General features: G+C 66.1%; 15 protein-coding genes. 6 read left to right on the top strand and 9 right to left on the bottom strand.

Translation table 11 applies throughout. The features are described from left to right. The first annotated feature begins 56 nt into the window (after window positions 1-56). Both AC3WK8_RS14835 and AC3WK8_RS14840 read left to right on the top strand, forming a co-directional pair. Window positions 57-1,055 (top strand): hypothetical protein, encoded by a 999-nt coding sequence (locus AC3WK8_RS14835; RefSeq protein ID WP_103324976.1) that lies wholly within the window; start codon window positions 57-59, stop codon window positions 1,053-1,055. Between the two features lie 49 nt (window positions 1,056-1,104). Then, window positions 1,105-2,130 (top strand): SEL1-like repeat protein, encoded by a 1,026-nt coding sequence (locus AC3WK8_RS14840; RefSeq protein WP_103324977.1) that lies wholly within the window; start codon window positions 1,105-1,107, stop codon window positions 2,128-2,130. 42 nt (window positions 2,131-2,172) lie between these two features. Here the strand turns inward: AC3WK8_RS14840 and AC3WK8_RS14845 are convergent, their stop codons facing one another. From AC3WK8_RS14845 to AC3WK8_RS14860, 4 genes are read right to left on the bottom strand one after another with little or no spacing between them, the layout of a single operon-like run. Next, window positions 2,173-3,036: an efflux RND transporter periplasmic adaptor subunit gene (locus tag AC3WK8_RS14845; protein ID WP_103324978.1), complete on the bottom strand. Its 864-nt coding sequence runs from the start codon at window positions 3,034-3,036 to the stop codon at window positions 2,173-2,175. Window positions 3,037-3,046: 10 nt separating this feature from the next. Beyond that, window positions 3,047-3,247 carry a DUF1656 domain-containing protein gene (locus AC3WK8_RS14850; RefSeq protein ID WP_007930063.1) on the bottom strand — a complete coding sequence of 67 codons (201 nt, stop codon included), beginning with the start codon at window positions 3,245-3,247 and terminating at the stop codon, window positions 3,047-3,049. Then, a complete protein-coding gene (locus AC3WK8_RS14855; RefSeq protein WP_103324979.1) occupies window positions 3,237-5,444 on the bottom strand; it encodes an FUSC family protein in 2,208 nt (735 codons plus the stop codon). The genes AC3WK8_RS14850 and AC3WK8_RS14855 overlap by 11 nt, the downstream gene beginning before the upstream one ends. Window positions 5,445-5,455: 11 nt before the next feature. Continuing rightward, on the bottom strand, window positions 5,456-6,967 hold the full coding sequence (locus tag AC3WK8_RS14860; protein ID WP_103324980.1) for an efflux transporter outer membrane subunit: 1,512 nt from the start codon (window positions 6,965-6,967) through the stop codon (window positions 5,456-5,458). A 272-nt stretch (window positions 6,968-7,239) separates the two neighbouring features. Between AC3WK8_RS14860 and AC3WK8_RS14865 the strand changes: the two genes are divergently transcribed. The 3 genes from AC3WK8_RS14865 to AC3WK8_RS14875 all read left to right on the top strand — a co-directional run bounded on the left by AC3WK8_RS14865 (window position 7,240) and on the right by AC3WK8_RS14875 (window position 9,834). Continuing rightward, window positions 7,240-8,208 (top strand): LysR family transcriptional regulator, encoded by a 969-nt coding sequence (locus AC3WK8_RS14865; RefSeq protein ID WP_022642418.1) that lies wholly within the window; start codon window positions 7,240-7,242, stop codon window positions 8,206-8,208. Between the two features lie 105 nt (window positions 8,209-8,313). Next, window positions 8,314-9,291, top strand: coding sequence for a 2-hydroxyacid dehydrogenase (locus tag AC3WK8_RS14870; RefSeq protein WP_103324981.1), 978 nt, complete (start codon window positions 8,314-8,316; stop codon window positions 9,289-9,291). A gap of 174 nt (window positions 9,292-9,465) precedes the next feature. After that, a complete protein-coding gene (locus AC3WK8_RS14875) occupies window positions 9,466-9,834 on the top strand; it encodes a hypothetical protein (RefSeq protein ID WP_143494538.1) in 369 nt (122 codons plus the stop codon). Between the two features lie 54 nt (window positions 9,835-9,888). Here the strand turns inward: AC3WK8_RS14875 and AC3WK8_RS14880 are convergent, their stop codons facing one another. Next, a complete protein-coding gene (locus AC3WK8_RS14880) occupies window positions 9,889-10,788 on the bottom strand; it encodes a DMT family transporter (RefSeq protein WP_103324982.1) in 900 nt (299 codons plus the stop codon). Window positions 10,789-10,942: 154 nt separating this feature from the next. On the opposite strand from AC3WK8_RS14880, the gene AC3WK8_RS14885 reads away from it, so the two are divergent. Next, window positions 10,943-11,818 (top strand): helix-turn-helix domain-containing protein, encoded by an 876-nt coding sequence (locus AC3WK8_RS14885; protein ID WP_085596261.1) that lies wholly within the window; start codon window positions 10,943-10,945, stop codon window positions 11,816-11,818. An 8-nt stretch (window positions 11,819-11,826) separates the two neighbouring features. Here the strand turns inward: AC3WK8_RS14885 and AC3WK8_RS14890 are convergent, their stop codons facing one another. The 4 genes from AC3WK8_RS14890 to AC3WK8_RS14905 all read right to left on the bottom strand — a co-directional run bounded on the left by AC3WK8_RS14890 (window position 11,827) and on the right by AC3WK8_RS14905 (window position 18,115). After that, the gene (locus AC3WK8_RS14890; RefSeq protein WP_103324983.1) at window positions 11,827-12,891 is read right to left on the bottom strand and encodes a WD40 repeat domain-containing protein; all 1,065 of its coding nucleotides are present in this window, start codon (window positions 12,889-12,891) and stop codon (window positions 11,827-11,829) included. Next, a complete protein-coding gene (locus AC3WK8_RS14895; RefSeq protein WP_103324984.1) occupies window positions 12,891-15,326 on the bottom strand; it encodes a TonB-dependent siderophore receptor in 2,436 nt (811 codons plus the stop codon). Before AC3WK8_RS14895 ends, AC3WK8_RS14890 begins: the two co-directional genes overlap by 1 nt. 312 nt (window positions 15,327-15,638) lie before the next feature. Beyond that, complete coding sequence (locus AC3WK8_RS14900; RefSeq protein WP_103324985.1) at window positions 15,639-17,342, bottom strand: bifunctional metallophosphatase/5'-nucleotidase; 1,704 nt, start codon at window positions 17,340-17,342, stop codon at window positions 15,639-15,641. Window positions 17,343-17,473: 131 nt separating this feature from the next. Next, window positions 17,474-18,115 (bottom strand): MotA/TolQ/ExbB proton channel family protein, encoded by a 642-nt coding sequence (locus tag AC3WK8_RS14905; RefSeq protein ID WP_103324986.1) that lies wholly within the window; start codon window positions 18,113-18,115, stop codon window positions 17,474-17,476. Between the last annotated feature and the right edge of the window lie 14 nt (window positions 18,116-18,129).

Consider the following 18,129-nt stretch of genomic DNA (forward strand, 5'->3'; position numbering starts at 1 on the left):
GCCCTTTCCTGCCCGCCCATGCGCTACTTCGCCCAAAGCACACCAGGAATCCGTCATTGAAGCCCCAACACTTGCTGCCACTGGCCCTGGCCACCTTGCTCATCGGCTGTGGCGAACCGTCGCCGGACGAAGCGCTGAACGCGACCCTGCCCAAGGTCGGCCTCGACCAGTTGCTGCCCCAAGCCACGCCCAACCAGTACTGCACCACCCAGCTGGACAGCGAGCTGCTGTTCGGCCTCGGCTACCAGCTGTACGACCACGACCAACCCGAGCTGGCGCGCAGTTGCCTGATCATGGCCGCGCCCAGCTACGACCGGGCGCTGTGCTACCTGGCGAAGATCGCGGAGCAAGACAGCAGCAAGGACAGTGCCGAGCGTGATCGCGAGGCCTTTGGCTACATGGCCTACTCGGCACGCAAGAACGACTCCTGCGCCGAATTCGGCATGTTCCAGAACTTCACCTTCGGGATGCGCGGGCAAACCCCGGACACCGCCTTGGGCTTGCGCTGGCTGGAGCGCTCGGCGCGCCATGGCGACACCGACGCCCAGCAGACCCTGGTGCGCCTGCATACCAACAAGGGCAACCTGGCCCTGGCCTACAGCTGGGCCAGGGCCCTGGACGACCAGCAGAAGATCCAGGGCCTGAAGCAGAAGATGAGCGCGCAGCAACTGGGCGAAGGCGAGCAGGAGTACCAGCGGCTGAGCCCACAGCTGACCAGCCAGGACAGCGTGCGCCAGCAAAACCGCGAACAGAACATCGCGCTGTATACGGCGGGCGTCTATCAACTGCGCCCCACGGCCTTCGAGGGCATGCCGGCAGCCGAGCGCCATGCCTTCATGGACCGGGCCCTGAGCCGGGTCAGCGCGCTCCCTGCGTTCACCAACCGGCTGCAGCTCTATACCTACGCGATCATCGCCCGCCAGGCGCAGCTGCGGGACCCGCAACTGGACATCCTGCAAAACCCCCAGGTCCTGGCCCTGTTGCAGAACCCCGACCTGGACCTGGAACCGACCGTGACCCAGGCCCTGGCGGTCCTTGCGCCAAGCGGCTCATAGGCTGCACGGCGCCATTGTCTTTTCTCCATCACCGACCAGGGAACATCCTTTGAAATTGCTCAAGGCATTGCCACTGATCTTGCTCGCCGTACTGGCCGCATGCTCTCCCGAAACCCCGCAACCTGCCGCGACCAAGGTCCCGGACCTGAATGACAGCCTGCCCAAGCTGAGCTTGCAGACCCTGCTGCCGCAGGTACCCGACACCCAGGACTGCAACCGCCAGATGGACAGCGATGTGCTCTACGGCATCGGCATGGCGCACTTCAACGACAACGACTATCCGGCGGCCAAGAGCTGCCTGGTACTGGCCGCCCCCGAGCAGCACCGGGCGTTCTGCTATTTGTCGATGATCGCCGAACAGGAAAGCGACGCCAGCGATGCCACGCCCAACCGCCAGTCGTTCGACTACCTGGCCTACGCCGCCAGCCAGAACGATTGGTGCGCCGAATACGGGCTGTACCAGGTGTACCGTTTCGGCCGCAAGGGCATGACCGCGGACCGGGCCCTGGCCCAGCGCTGGCTGGAACGCTCGGCCCAGCACGGCTACCCGGTGTCGCAACAGGCCCTGGTCCAGATCCACGAGGAACAAGGTGACCTGGCAAGCGCCTATGCCTGGTCGAAGATCATCGACGACCGCAATGCCAGCGGTGAGCGCGAAGCACTCAAGGCACGCCTGAGCCCCGAGCAACTGCTGGCCGCCGAGCAGCACTACAACCAGTTGTTGGGCCAGGTCACCAGCAAGGAGGCGATGTACGCCCAAGCCCGGGAAGAAGATATCGGCCGCTACTCGGCCACCATCCAGCAGGCCTACCCGGACACTTTCCGTGGCATGGCCAGCCAGGAACGTCGGGATTTCGTCCGCCAGGCCATGCTCAAGGGCATCGACCTGCCGTACATCCACAACCGCCGCCAGATCACCAGCTACATGGTCATCAGCCGTCGGGCGCAGCTCAAGCAAGCCAACGCCGACGTGCTGCAGAACAAGCAGATCGTCGCCCTCCTGGGCAACGACGACCTGACGGTGGCGCAGATCCTGGACAAGGCCCAGGTCATCCTCGACAAGCACTACAAGTAGCGCACTCCCGCGCCAGCCGCTGTTTTGCCGGCGGCTGGCGGCTCAGTCTTGCGGGTCTTGGCGGACCACCACGGTGCAGGTGATGCCCGCCGCCAGCAGCACGCCCTCGGGCACCTCGTCGATATGGATGCGTACCGGCACCCGCTGGGCCAGGCGCACCCAGTTGAAGGTCGGGTTGACGTCGGCGATCAGCTCGCGGCTCTCGGGGTTGTCACGGTCGTAGATCCCCCGGGAAATGCTTTCCACATGGCCCTTGAGCACCTGGCCGCTCATCAACTGCATGTCGGCTTTATCGCCCACGCGCACGTGGGGCAGCTTGGTTTCCTCGAAGAAGCCGTAGACCCAGAACGAATTCATGTCCACCACCGCCATCTTCGCCTCGCCGATGCGCGCGTAGTCGCCACGGTGCACGTTGAGGTTGGTGACGTAGCCGTCCACCGCCGCCCGTACCTGGGTGCGCGCCAGGTTGAGCTCGGCGGCTTCCAGCTGGGCCTGGGCGTGCTGGTAGTCGGCCAGGGCCGAGTCGGCGATGTTGCCGGCGTCGTCGCGGTTTTCCTTGGAGATCACCAGGCTGTCCAGGTCGGCGCGGCGCCGGGCGTTGACCTTGCGCATCTCCCAGGTGGCCTTTTTCGAGGCCACCAGCGATTGCGCCTGCTTGACCGCGATCTGGTAGTGCTCGGGGTCGATCTGCATCAGCAAGTCGCCCTTGTGCACCAGCTGGTTGTCCTTGACCGGTACGTCCACCACCTCGCCGGTGACGTCGGCGGCGACATTGATGACGTCAGCGCGCACTCGCCCATCGCGGGTCCAGGGGGTGTACATGTAGTGCTCCCACAGGGTACGGCCGATCCACAGGGCCAGGGCCAGCACGAGCAGGGTGGCGAGCAGGCTGAAGAACTTTTTCATTGCGGGGGTCTCAACGGTAGACAGTGAGCGCCATGGCGCCGAACAGACAGCAGAACAGGCTCAGGCGCAGCAGCGCCGGGTGCCAGAAGAAGCGATACAGGTCATAACCGGAGATGAACCGGTCCAGGGCCCAGGCCAGGGCCGCGGCGATGAAGAACATCAGGGTCATGGTCGGCATGTAAACGCCGTGGAAGGCGATTTCACGAGGCATGTGCAGGTCCTTGGGGTGCAGGCACCGCCGGCTTGGCCACGGCATAGGCCGCCAGCGGCGATTGCGGGTCGAGCAACGAAGTACGGATGAAATGCAGGTAGCTCTTCACCCGGCGCAGGGCCGAGGTGTCGAAGTGCGGGGCGAAGGGTTCGTCGGTGGCCTGGACCCGGCTGATGGCATGGTCCACGGCGATCAGCCCGCGCTCCAGGTTGCTCTGGCTAGGCTGCAGGAACAGCCGCACCAGGGAACGGCCCATGACCCGGATCGCCTGGCGCCAGGGCTGGGATTCGGCATAGGCCGGGTGCACCGGGAGGATCGCCTGCTCCTTGCGCAGCTCGATGATGGCGTGGCCGACCTCCAGCACCACGAACATCCAGCGCAGCAGCTCGCTCTGCACCTTGGGCTGGCCCACCGCCAGGCCATAGGCCTGGTGCAGCAGGTCGCGGGTGCGGCTCTCGAAGCTCGACGCCAGGCCCTTGAGCTTGCCGCTGATGGCATACACCACCTGGCCGCGCAGGTCCTGCTCCAGACGGCGCCACAACCAGCGGCTGTTGGGCGGCAGGATGATCGCCCCGGCCGCGGCGCAGACCAGCATGCCCATGACCATGGCGATGTAGTCGTTGATGAAGGTGTAGGGGTTGTAGATCGTCAGGTTGTCCGGCACCGAGCCGGTGCTGAAGAAGATCAGCAAGCCCAGGCCGACCCCGGCGTACTTGGGCCGCGAGGCCAGGAACGAGCCCAGCACGATCACTGGCGCCAAGGTCAGGCACAGCAGCGGGAAGCCGTCGAGCCAGGGGAACACGAAGAACATCTCGACGAACCCCACCAGGGCGCCGATGAAGGTGCCGCAGGCCATCTGGAATGCCATGCGCTTGGGGTTTGGGGTGGCGGCCGACAGGCCGATGGTGGCGGCGGCGATCAGGGTCATGGTGGCGCCACTGGGCCAGGCGGTGGCGACCCAGTAGCTGCCCAGCACCACCAGGACGAAGGCGGCGCGAATCCCCGAGGCGGCCGAGGCCAGCCAGTTGGTCTGCGGGGTGTAGGGTTCGTCCCAGCGCTCGCGCTCATGGCTGTGCTCGGCCAGGGAGGCGTGGGTCTGGGCGTAGCTGTGCAGTTCGTCGACGAAGCGGTACAGCAGTTCGTAGGCGGTATGGAAATCCAGCTGCTCGGCATCGCTTGGGGCGGTTTCCTGGAACGCCGCGCGCAGGCTGCGCACCCGTGCCGGCAGCTCGCCTTTATAGGCCGCCAGCGCCGTGGCCAGGCGGGCCGCGTCGGGGCTGGTCAGGGCCCGGCCGGAGAACCCGTCCAGCAGCTCAGCCAGGTCGTAGAGCCCGGGCTTGATCGCCGCCACGACGTGATCGGCACCGCTGCTGCGCAGGCGCTCGAGCAACTGGTGCAGGGCGTTGAAGCGCGTGGTGATGCCCATGAACTCGCTGTTCAAACGGCTCAGGCGACCGTTGCGCCGACGCATGTGCGGGTCTTCGAACACGGTGACGCTGCGCAGCCCTTCCAGGCCCACCGCCTCGGCGATGAAGCGCACGTTGCTGCTTTCAAAAATGTCGCGCTGGCTGCGCCCGCGCAGGCCATCGGTGACGAACATCGCAAACACCCCGAAGCGCTGGTACAGGGCGTTGCGCATGGCGGCACTGGCGGTCTGCGGCAGGATCGCGGCGCTGACCAGGGTCGAGCAGAGAATCCCCAGGGAGATCTCCAGCACCCGCCAGACCGCCGCCATGAAGGCCCCTTCCGGGTGGGCCAGGGCCGGCAGGCCGACCATGGCCGCGGTGTAGCCGGCGAGGACGAAACCATAGGCGCGGAAGTTGCGATAGCGCGCAGCGCCAGCCGAGCAGATGCCGACCCAGATCGCCAGCGAGCCCAGGAACAGCTCGGTGTTCTGGGCGAACAAGGCGATCAGCGCCACCATCACCGCCGAGCCGGCCAGGGTGCCGAGGAAGCGATAGAAGCTCTTGGCGAACACTTGGCCGCTCTGCGGCTGCATGACGATGAACACGGTGATCATCGCCGTGCGCGGCTGCGGCAACTCCAGGCGCATGGCCAGCCACAGGGTCAGGAACGCCGCCGCCAGCACCTTGAAGATATAGACCCAGGTCACGCCATCGCTGCGTGCCCAGTCGAAGAAACCCCGGCGCCACTCAAGGGAATACAACCAGCGCAAGGGTGCGGGCAAGGAAGTCATCGAAACCTGCTTCAGTGATCAAAGACGGCCAGGGCCGCCGGGGTCTTGGGCGCTTGGATCTGTTTGTCAAAGGGCGCGTCGCGACCGGCTTGCAGGCCACCGCCCAGGGCGGTCACCAGGTCGGCCTGGGCGCTCAGGCGCGCGGCCTGGACTTGCTGCTGCACTTGTTGCTGATGGAACAGCAGAGTCTGGGCATTGAGCACATTGAGGTAGTCGGTCAGGCCGCGCTGGAACGCCACGGTGGCCAGGTCGTAGGTCTTCTGTGCGGCGGCCACCGACTCGGCGGCGAACGACTGCTGCTTGTCCATGGACTCGCGACGGATCAACTGGTCGGAAATGCCCTTGAGCGCATCCACCAGGGTCTGGTTGTACTTGGCCACGGCCAGGTCGTAGCCGGCCGAGGCTTCACCCAACTGCGAACGCAGGCGGCCGCCGTCGAAGATCGGCAGGCTGATGGCCGGGCCGACGTTGTAGTTGAGCTTCTTGCCGGTGAGGAACTCCAGGGCCCCGCCGCCGGTGGCCATGAAGCCGATGCTGCCCACCAGGTCGACGTTGGGATAGAACCCGGCATGGGCCACATCGATGCCCCGGGCCTGGGCCGCCACCTGCCAACGGCTGGCCACCACGTCCGGGCGCTGGCCCAGGAGCTCGGCGGGCAGGGCCGAGGGCAGTTTCAGCGCCGCGCCCAGGGCCAGGCTCGGCCGTTGCAATTGCGCGCCCTCCCCCGGCCCCTTGCCGGCCAGGGCCGCCAGCTGGTTGCGGGCCAGGGCGATTTCTTCATCCAGGGCGTCGATCTGGCGATGGGTCTCCGGCAGTGGCGCCTCGGCCTGGCTCACCTCGAAATGCGTGCCGATGCCAGCGTCCAGGCGCCGTTGCGCCAGCTCGAGGATCTGTTGCTGCTGCTTTAGGGTAGCCAGGGCGATATCGCGCTGGGCGAAGTGCAGGGACAGCTGGATATAGCTGCGCACCACGTTATTCACCAGCTCCAGCTGGGCCAGGCGGGCCTCGGCCACGCTCATGTGGGCCAGGTCCACGGCGCGCTCGGTGGCGTTGCTTTCCCGGCCCCACAGGTCCAGCGCATAGCTGAAGCCCAGGGCGGCGTTGTTGTCCCAGGTGGTGCTGTTGGATAGCGCCCCGGGGCCGTAGAAAGGGTCGGTGGGCCAGTTGTGGCGCTTGAGGGTGGCGTCGCCCTTGACCTGCAGCGACTCGGCCGACTCGGCGATACCGGCCATGGCCTTGGCCTGGCGCACCCGGGCGGCGGCCATGGCCATGCTCGGGCTGCCTTGTATGGCCAGGTCGATCCAACGGTTGAGCTGCGGGTCGCCATAGGCCTGCCACCACTGGGCACTGGGCCAGTGGGCATCCCGCGCGGCGCTCTGGATCGCCTCGTCGGTGGCCAATGTATTAGCGGGAAGTGTCTTGCCTTGTGGGGCAATGCCTCCGGTTCCGATGCAGCCGCTGATTGCTAACGATAAAGCCCAAACACTGAGGGTCTTGAACCCTCTGCTGATGCGACGCGGCACTGCTGCGAATTCCTGAGATCGAGGGGGAAGGCAAATCTCTCGCAGGTGCCGGCAGGCCAACGGTCCAGGCCCGGATATCGGGTCGGACGGCGCTTCGTCGGCAAGGCTCCTGCGGATCGGCGCAATTCTAGGGGGCGGTCGGTTCGGCGATAAGCTGGGATTCCTGTGAATCTTTGTTACCGTAAACGCGATAATCCCTTGGTCGTATCCCCAGACGCCTGTAAAAACAGAAACTTCGTGTCACAATTTGCAATCTCCTTTGAGAGCACCCCATGGACACCTTGCAAAACATGCGTGCCTTCAGTTGTGTCGCCGAAGCCGGCAGCTTCACCGCCGCGGCCGTGCAACTGGACACCACCACGGCCAACGTCTCGCGTGCCGTCTCCAATCTCGAGGCGCACCTGCAAACCCGCTTGCTCAACCGCACCACCCGACGTATCGCCCTGACCGAGGCCGGCAAGCGCTACCTGCTGCGCTGCGAGCAGATCCTGGCCTACGTCGAGGAAGCCGAGGCCGAGGCCAGCGATGCCCATGCCCGTCCCGCCGGCCAGTTGAAAGTCCACACCATGACCGGCATCGGCCAGCACTTCGTGATCGACGCCATCGCCCGCTATCGCAAGTCGCACCCGGACGTGACCTTCGACCTGACCATGGCCAACCGCGTGCCGGACCTGCTGGACGAGGGCTACGACGTGTCCATCGTCCTGGCCAGCGAGCTGCCCGATTCGGGGTTCGTGTCCCAGCGCCTGGGGATCACCTACAGCATCGTCTGCGCCTCGCCAGCCTACGTGAAGGCCCACGGCTGCCCGCAGAAGCCCAGCGACCTGCTGCACCATGCCTGCCTGCGCCTGGTGAGCCCGGTGATTCCCCTGGAGAAGTGGGCCTTCGACGGTCCGGAAGGCCAGGAGATGGTCACCATCAACAGCTCGCCGTTCCTGGTGAACTCGGCCGACGCCATGAAGGCCGCGATCATCAGCGGCATGGGCATCGGCGTGCTGCCGGTGTACGCCGCCATCGAGGCCTTGCGCAACGGCACCCTGGTGCGGGTCATGCCCAAGTACCGCTCCCAGGAGCTGAACCTCTACGCCATCTACCCCTCGCGCCAGTACCTGGACGCCAAGATCAAGACCTGGGTCGAGTACCTGCGCGGTTCGTTGCCCGAGATCCTCGCCGCGAACCAGACCGAGCTGGCGTCCTATGAGCTGAGCGGCACCCTGGCCAGCGCCCGCTCCGGGCATTGAACAACCGGTCCCTGGCGCGGAGGCCAGGCCAGAAAAAGCCCATGGAACGGGCTGTTTGATGTTAGCGTGCCAAGCATTTTCCCCCGCCTGACGAGCCGCTTCGCGATGAAAAAGACCGTACTAGCCTTCAGCCGCATCACTGCCCAGATGACCGAACGCCTGCAACAGGACTTCGAAGTCATAGTGCCCAATCCCAAGCAGGGGGATATCGCCGCCCAATTCAACGAAGCCCTGCCCCGGGCCCACGGCCTGATCGGCGTCGGCCGCAAGCTGGGGCGCGCGCAGCTGGAGCACGCGACGCAGCTGGAAGTGGTGTCGAGCATCTCGGTGGGCTACGACAACTACGACCTGGACTACTTCAATGAACGCGGGCTGATGCTCACCAACACCCCCGATGTGCTCACCGAAAGCACCGCCGACCTGGCCTTCGCCCTGCTCATAGGCAGTGCGCGCCGGGTCGCCGAGCTGGACGCCTGGACCAAGGCCGGGCAGTGGCAGGCCAGCGTCGGCCCGGCGTTGTTCGGCTGCGATGTGCATGGCAAGACCCTGGGGATAGTCGGCATGGGCAATATCGGCGCGGCCATCGCCCGCCGCGGTCGCCTGGGCTTCGGCATGCCGATCCTCTATAGCGGCAACAGCCGCAAGAGCGCCCTGGAACAGGAGCTGGGGGCGCAGTACCGCAGCCTCGAGCAGTTGCTGGCCGAGGCCGACTTCGTCTGCCTGGTGGTGCCGCTGAGCGAGCAGACCCGGCACCTGATCGGCCAGCGCGAACTGGCGCTGATGAAGCCCAGCGCGATCCTGGTGAACATTTCCCGTGGCCCGGTAGTGGACGAGCCGGCGTTGGTCCAAGCCCTGCAGAACGGCCAGATCCGCGGTGCCGGCCTGGACGTGTACGAGAAGGAACCGCTGACGCAATCGCCGCTGTTCCAATTGTCCAACGCCCTGACCCTGCCCCATGTCGGCTCGGCCACCACCGAGACCCGCGACGCCATGGCCGAGCGCGCCATGAGCAACCTGCGCAGCGCCCTGCTGGGCCAGCGCCCCCAGGACCTGGTCAACCCGCAGGTGTGGAAGGCCCAGTAACAGCCGGCAAACGATACCCCCGGCCCACTTCGCGCCCACAACCGCATAGCCAGGCACAGCCGGCGGGCGATGAACGAAAACCTGCGCCACCAGTCAGATGGCCAAGCCCGCTTGGCCAACCTGCCCTGCCAAGGCAATGCCCGCAGGCTGGCCACTGTCTCAGAGAGATCCTGCATGAAGTTGAAATATCTACTCCTGGCCCCGGCGTTCTTCCTCGCGGCCTGCGATCAGCAATCGCCAGCACAGGCGACCAGCCCCACGGCCAAGTCGCCGCTGATAGTGGCCCTGGAGTCCATGGGCAGCCACTTCCAGCAAGAACCCAGCAACGTGATGGTGAATCAGAAAGTCACCGGCGAGTCCCCGACCGAGGCGGTGGTCGAGATCGAGGAGTCAGGGTTGCTGGATGACTCGGTGTTCGCGCAAAAGACAATATTCAACCTGTCCATCGAGAACGAGCGCTGGACCGTGACCGACAAGACGACCCAGGTGAAATGCTACCCGGGCCGGGGCCATCAGGACTATGGGTCCGATCCTTGCCAGTAACGCTCCCACCGACGTGATCGCCCTCCGCCGGCAGCGACAGGCCGGCGTGGAGAATCAGGCCAGCTTCCCGGGAATTGTCGCCAAGGCCCTGGGTTTGCGAAACACCAGCACGTTGCCCAGCATCACCAGCACCAGGCCGGCCAGGGCCGGGGCGGTCCACTGGTAGCCTTCCACCACCGCCGAGACGTTCAGCGCCACCACCGGGAACAACACCGTGCAATAGGCCGCCCGCTCAGGGCCCATGCGCCCCACCAGGGTCAGGTAGGCGGTGAAGCCGATCACCGAGCCGGGAATCACCAGGTACAGCAGCGAGCCGATATAGCGCGTGCTCCACTCCACATCGAAGGCGATGCCCTGGGCCAGGCAGTACAGCGCCAGCATCGTCGCCCCGTAGGCCATGCCCCAGGCATTGGTGGTCATGGGCTTGAGCCCGGCCTTCTGCTGCAGGCTGGAGAGCATGTTGCCGGCGGAGAAACACAGGGTGCCCAACAGGCCCAGCCCCAGGCCGAGCAGGGTTTGCGGGCTGGCGCTATGCCCTGCCAGCTCCGGCCAGAACAGCAGCCCCAGCCCCAGCAGGCCCAGGCCGCCACCGAGCAGCACGTTGCGGGCGATCTTCTGGCCGAAGAACACCCGCGCATTGAGGGCGTTCCACAAGGTCGCGGTGGAGAACACCACCGCCACCAGGCCAGTGGGCACCCACTGGCTGGCATGCAGGAAACACATGAAGTTGAGGCAGAACAGGCACAGGCCCTGGGCCAGGCAGATCAGGTGGGCGCGGCGGTTCATCGCCTGCAGCTTGCCGCTGACCAGGAGCAGGACGAACAGGACCAGGGCCGCCAGGGCGAAGCGATAGACGATGGATACCGGAATCGCCACCACGCCCAACTGCAGCTTCAGGGCGATCCAGGTGGTGCCCCAGATCAGCACGGTCAACAAGTACAACGACAGGTTCATGGCACGGCTCCTCGTATAAGGAACACAGTCTCGCGCCCGGAACCCGGCCTGCGCTTGCACAAACTTGCGGTTTTTATCGGCAACCGACTGGCAGCCCGGACGCGACGGAGTAGGATGCGCAACATCGGCACACGAACCTCGCGATTCGACCATCATGTCCGCACTGGATAGCCTGCAAGTCTTCCAAGCCCTGAACCGCTCGCCCAACGCGCGCCTGGAGCACAGCGCCGAACTGGGCGACGGCTTGTGGGCGGCCATGTGGAGCAACCATCACGACGCCCAGGAATACGCCGCGCCGAGCCACCACACCCTGTCCTGCTACATCGCCGGCGGCACCGGTACCTTCCGCCGCGACCGGCCCGGGACCATGGGCGGCCCGGGCAAGCTGTGCATCCTGCCCGCCGAGCACCAGTCGGCCTGGGTGATCAATGGCGACATTCGCCTGGCCCACGTGTACTTCAGCCCACAGCAGTTCGCCCTGGGTTGCGTCACCTTGCTGGACCGCGAACCCCGGGAGATGCAACTGCGCGAGAGCGTGTTCCTCGACGACCCGCAGCAGACCCGGCACTTCCAGCACCTGATCCGCTTGAACTGGGACGAGCCCGGCGAACGCCTGCTGACCAGCAGCCTGGCCCACGAAATGCTCGGCCACGCCTTGCTCAACCAGGCCGGCCTGCGCCAGGGCCTGCGCCTCAAGGGCGGCCTGGCCGCCCACCAACGGCGCCTGCTGGCGGACTACATCGACAGCCAGCTCGACACGCCCCTGAGCCTGGGCCAACTGGCCGGCTTGTGCGCCCTATCCGAGTACCACTTCGCGCGGATGTTCCGTGAAAGCTTCGGCCTGCCGCCGCACCAATATGTACTGGCTCGGCGCCTGGAACGGGCGCGCCTGCTGTTGCGCAGCAGCGCCCGGCCCCTGGGGGACATCGCCCTGGCCTGCGGCTTCGCCAGCGCCAGCCACTTCACCAACCGCTTCCGCCAGGCCCTGGGCGGCACCCCGGGCGAATACCGCCAGGCCTTCGCCGGCTGACCCTGGCCTCAGGGCGCCAGGGTCAGGACGCTGAAGGTATTGGCGTGGAACAACGGATCCGCCTTCGGCTCACCCGGGACCGGCGCCGGTTGGGTGAAGTCCATCGCCGCCAGGTAGACCTTTCGGCTACGCGGGTCGAACGCCATGTTGTAGGCCATGGGTTGGGTGCTGACGCTGCCCAGCGCCTGATAGTGGTCGGCATCGAGCTGGGCGATCAGGCTGAGGTTGGCGTCCACCCCGCTGGCCACCAGCACCCGGCGGGACTGCGGGTCGTAGGCCAGGGCGTTGACGTCCCGGGTGATCGGCAGGCTGGCCTTGAGCGCGCCGTCGTCGCGATCGAGCACCAGCAACCGTGGGCGCTCGCCGCGACAGGCGACGAACAACCGCGAACGCTGTTCATCCTGGGCCAGGGCACTGGGCCGCTGGCAATCGGGATACTGCCAGCGATCCAGGACCTCGAAGCTGCTGGACGACAGCCGCGCCAGCACGCCTTCGTCGCGCATCGGCAAGAAGAAGCTGCCATCGCCCTTGAGCAGCAGCGGGTCGATCTTCTTCACCGCCAGGTCATGGGCGGCGACGATCCGCTCCTGCTGCGGATCGAAGACGAACAGCGTCGAGCGATCGGCCCGGCGCCCGCTGACGATGATCACCTGGCCGGTTTTCGGCTCGTACACCGCGCTGTTGAGGTTGCTCTGAGTCACGACGATGCGCTTGAGCGGCTTGAGTGTGGACAACTGCACCACCCCCAGGCTGCCATCGGTGTTGAGCACCAGTAGCCGGTCCAGTTCGGGCACGAACACCACGCCATTGGCCCCCGCCGATTGCTCCAGGGTCCGCAGCGGGCGCTGCTTGTCCACATCGAACACGCTCAGGCCGTTGTCGCGCCGGGCCAGGAACAGGTACGGCCGGACCGGGTCCAGGGCGATGAAGCCCCAGCTCGAACCGGCGCCCGGCAACAGCGCCTGGTGCTCACGGTGATACAAGCGCGCATCGGCCGCCGCGCCCTCGGGCTGCGCCGCCAGGGCCAGGTGGCAAAACCCCAGGGCCAGGAACCACAGGTGACGGATCTTCATCAGAACTCCAGGGTGCTGGACAGCGACACTTGCCGTGAATCGCCCAGGGAGACGAAGTACTTGCTCACCGACGAGGTGTAGTAGGTCTTGTCGAACAGGTTCTTCACGTTGAGCTGGAACTTGACCTTCTGCCCCTCGAGCTTGGTGTCGTAGGTGGCGAAGGCGTCGGCCACGGTGTAGCCCGGCAGGTCGAAGCTGTTGGGCGCATCGCCGGCGCGCTCGCCGACATAACGGGCACCGGCGCCGACCCGCAGGCGATCGCCGCCCAGCAGGCTGCCGAAGTCGTAGACCGCCGACAGCGAGCCGCTGTTCTTGGCCACGTTCTGCAATTGCTTGCCTTTGTACTTAGTGTCCTTGGTCACTTCGGCATCGGTGTAGGCATAGCTGCCGATCAGGCTCCACTGGTCGCTGAGCTGGCCGGTCAGGTCCAGCTCCAGGCCCTTGGAATGCACCTCGCCGGCCACGCTGGTGACCGTCTCGGTCGCCGTGGCGGTGGACACCAGCACGTTGCGCTTGGAGATGTCGAACAGCGCCGCGCTGGCGGTGATGCGCCCGGGAATATCGAGCTTGGCCCCCAGCTCCCAGGACTTGGCTTCTTCAGGCTCGATGGAGCCGTCCAGCACCGCGGTGCCACCGGCCAGCTGGGCGATGCTGGAGTTGGGCTTGAACGATTCGGTATAGCTGCCATAGAACGACAGCTGGTCGGTGTAGCGATACACCAGGCCGGCACGGGGCACGAACTTCTGCCCGTTGCTGTTGGTGTTGGCATGGAACGGCCGGCCCTTGCCGGCGTACTGGTCGTATTCCTGGAAGCGTCCACCGCCCACCAGGATCCACTGGTCGGTGAGGTGGATGGCGTCCTGGAAGAACAGCGAATCGCTGCGCAGCAGATCGGTCTGGTCGCTGTCCGGGGCGCTGACGTTGGTGCCCGCCACCTGCTGGCCATACACCGGGTTGCGATAGTTGAAACTGGTGTTCTTGCCGCGAATCAGGTCGGCGCGATAGATCTTGCGGTACTCGTCGTCGAGGCCGAACACCAGGTCGTGCTGCATGCCGGCCAGCTGCACCTTGCCTTCGAGGCTGGCGGTGGCGTAGCGGTCGGTGGTCAGGGCGCCCTGGGTGCCGTCCATGGTCCGGGTCAGGGTGCCGTTGGCATTCACTGCGGTCAGGCGCACCTGGCTGGCGTCGTAGGTCTCGCGGTTCCAGCTGTAGCCGAAGTGGGCCTTCCAGTCGTCGCCGAGTTCGTGGTCGACCTCGAAGCGGTACAGGTCCGAGCGCCCTTCCATGTTGTTGAACGGCTCGTCCAGGCGCCGGGTGGCCGGGATGTCCAGTGGATGATTGGTCTTGGGATCGATGGCCGTGCCACGGTCGAACGGGGTCAGGAACTCGCGATGCTCGTAGGCCAGCAGGACCTTGGTGCGCTCGCCATACCAGGCCAGGGACGGCGCCACCAGGGATTCGCGATGGGTGCCGAAGTTGCGCCAGTAATCTTCGTCCTCATGATCGACGATCAAGCGATAGGCCAACCCGGAATCGCCGATCGGCCCGGTGGTGTCGAGGGTGCCGCCGCTGCCGTTCTTGCCCGAGCCGTAGGTCGAGCCGCGCACGGTCAGCGCGGTGGATTGCTGCAGCTCGGGCTTCTTGCTGACCACGTTGATCACCCCGCCCGGGTCCTGGATGCCGTAGAGCAGCGATGACGGCCCCTTGAGCACTTCGACCCGCTCGGCCGTGGCGTTCAGAGCGCGACCCTGCACCACCGGCATGCTGTCGCGCATGATCGAGCCGTTGCGGTTGTCGCCAAAACCCCGCAGCAGCACCGCATCCTGGGTGCCGCCCAGGGTGTTGGTCTGGGTGATGCCGCTGACGTTCTTCAGCGCGTCGTCCAGGTTGCGCGGGGTCTGGTCCTTCAGGACCTGGGCCGGGACCACGTTGATGATCTGCGGGATTTCCTGGTTCAGCGCCTGGCTGCGCGCCACCGAGGTGGTGGCCGGCGGCTGGTAGCTGGTGCTGTCGTCGGCGCCCACGGCGGTGACACTGGTGGCGCCCAGGTTCAAGGCTGCGCCCTGGGGCAATGGCTCGAGGACCAGGGTATGGGCATCGCTGCGCCGGTAGCTGAAGCCGGAGTTGCCGAGCAGGCGCTGCACGGCCTGCTCGGCGCTGAATTGGCCATTGAGCGCCGGGGCCTTGAGGCCATAGGGCGCCTCGGAGGTGTAGACCACGCTGATACCGGTGACCCGGGTGAAATCACTCAGGGCCTGGGGCAGTGGCTTGGCCGCGATGGCGAAATTGAACAGCGTGCTGTGCTGGGCACTGCCGGATTCGGCCGCCAGGGCCACGCCCAGAGGCAGCAGCGCCAACCCCGACACCATCAGCGCGGATGCGCCGAACCAACGTTTTACCGAAGCGTTTGCCGCCGAATTTGCCCTGGACTTCATGCTTGAGACTCGTGTGTAGGAGCACATTGAATGCGAATTGATCGCACTTTCAAGCACTACACGGATGTCGAGGGCAAAGACCTCAGCAATTTTTTGAAAATATTTTCAGCCGCGTTGGAGTGAGTCGACGAGCGGAGCTGGCAAGCCGGATCTACGGCCGCTGCGCGACCGGGCGCAGCCTGCGGCAGCGGCTACACGAAGCGAGCGAACGCACGCACCTGTAGCCGCTGCTGAGCCTGCGAAGCTGCGACAAGGTCCGCAGGACCTTCGGCGCCCGATCGGCGGCCGCTGCGCAGCGGCCGCCCGGACACCTCAGTTGCTGCGCTGGATCCGCCCTGCGCTGGTGGCGGAGCCGGCCGGCTTGCCCTGGTGCTCCATGTCCTTGAGGTACTGCAACATGGCGTCCAGGTCGCTGATGCCCAGGTCGCTGCGCTGGGTGCCGTCCTTGAACAGGCTGAAGCGATCACCCCCCTCGCCCAGGAAGGCGTTCATCACCACCCGGTAACGGGCATCGGCACGCAGTGGCTGGCCATCCAGGCGCAAGCTGCCCGGCACCACGCGATCCCCCACCGGGCGCTTGGCGTCCCAGCGGTAGCTGAAGCCCCGGGAGACCTGGAGGATGTTGGCATCGTCCGTGCCCTTCCACTGCTGGTTGAGCACCTGTTGCAACTGCCGGCCGGTGAGGTCGAAGGCAACCAGGGCGTTGTTGAAGGGTTGCAAGGTCGCCAGTTGCCCGTAGTTGAGCTTGGCCTGCCCGGGCTCCAGGGCCAGGTCGCTGCGAATGCCGCCGGTGTTCATGAAGGCGATCTTCGCGCCATTGGCCTGGCCGGCGGCCAGCTGGGCATCGGCGATCAGGTCGCCCAGGGGCATTTCCCCGGCGCCATCGGCGCGTCGGGTGATGGACGGGGCGCCAATCGCCGCCACCGGGCTGAGCAGCACCTCATTGCTGCGCGCCTCGACGTCGCGCTGCAACCGGGCCAGGGCCGGGTCCTGTGGATAACGCGCCGGGTCGGCCAGCAGGTTGACTGCCTTGATGTCCGTGACCCGGTGTTGGCCCGGGGTCACTTGCAGGGTCAGGTGGGTCAGCAGGTGACCATAGGAGTTGCCCTGGGTCACCAGCAGCGAACCGACCTTGCACAGGTAGCCCTGGTGCGAATGGGCGCTGACCAGCACGTCCACCGCCGGGTCGAGGCGCTTGGCCACGTCGATGATGTCGCCGCCAAGTTGCGAGCAGTCGGGCTTGTCGAACGGCTCGGGGGTCGCGCCGCCCTGGTGCACCACGGCGATGATGGCGTTGGCGCCCTGGGCCTTGAGCTCGGGAATCAGTTTATTGATGGAATCGGCTTCATCCGCCACTTGCAGGCCACGCATGCCCTTGGCGCTGACCATCGCCGCCACGTCGCGCAGTACCGCGCCGACGAAGGCCACCTTGACCCCGCGTACCTCCTCGATGCGATAGGCCGGCAGCAACGGCTTGCCGGTGTCGCTGTCCATCAGGTTGGCGGCCAGGTAGGGAAAGCCGCTGCCTGCGTAGTCCGGGCGGAACTGGCAGGCCTTGTCCGGCCGTGGCGATTGGCAGCCACCGTTGACCTGGCGCAGGAACTCGGCCTTGCCCTGGTCCAGTTCGTGGTTGCCGATGGCGCTGAGCTTCAGGCCCATCTGGCGCAGGGCGTCCAGGGTCGGCTCGTCGGCCCACATGGCCGACAGCGGCGGGCTGCCACCCACCAGGTCACCGGCGCCGATGAACAACAGCTGCGGATCTTCCTGGCGTAGTTGGCCGAGCATGCCGCCGAGAGTGGCGATGCCGCCGGCCTGGAGCTTGCGCACGCCACCGGGGGCGGTTGGGTCCTTGAAGCTGAAGGGGTTAGCCTGCAGGTTACCGTGCAGGTCGTTGATGGCGACGATATTCACCGCCACCGGTTGCGGTTCGTGGGAGACCGAGTTGCAACCGGCCAGGGTGGCCAGGGCCAGGGTCAGCGCACCCAGCAACAGGGGTACGGGACGAAGACGCGACATTGAAAAGTCCTTGTATTGTCGGCAAGAAAAAGCCGCTGGCGCAGGCGGCGCGGCGAGCCTGGCGGACGCTCTGGGAGCGCCCGCCCGGTCATCGCCCGCGGCCTTGGGCAGCGGCTACGGCGCGTAGCTTATCAGGCAGATTGCAGGGTGCCATGCACCGCTTGCGCCACCGGGGTTTTCAGGGCCGTGCCCATGCCGGCGCGCAGCAGCAGGATCTTCAGGTGGTCGGTGATGCGTTCGACCCGATCCTGGAAGTGGTTGTGGAAGATCATGCTGCCCAGGGCGATGGCGATCCCCAGTGCCGTGGCGTACAGCGCGGTGCCGATGCCCTTGGAGACCTCGCCCGGATCGGAGACACCGGTCTCGGCCAGGGCCTTGAAGGTGTCGATGATCCCCAGGATGGTCCCCAGCAAGCCCAGCAACGGCGCCGCGGTGACCACGGTTTCCAGCAGCCACAGTCCATGCATCAGCTTGCTGCGGGTGGCGATGTAGATCGACTCGCTGAGGTCTTCCAGGTCCTTGTGGCTGGCCAGCCCCTGCTTGTGGGCGAACAGCTCGGCGACCATTTCCAGGGGCAGGCTGTTGCGCTCGCGCAGCTGCGCCGGCAGGTCGTCGACGCTGTGCATCTTCGGGTTGAGCACGGTCTCCAGCTTCTTTGCCTGGCGCAGGCTGAAGCTGAAGTAGATGCCCCGCTCCACCGCGATGAAGGCGGCGATCGCGGCGGCGCCGTACATGGTGTAGAAGGTGATGTCGTGCAGCAGATTCATGTCCATCGTCATGTCCTCTT

It is taken from the genome of Pseudomonas sp. FW507-12TSA, from assembly GCF_058781435.1.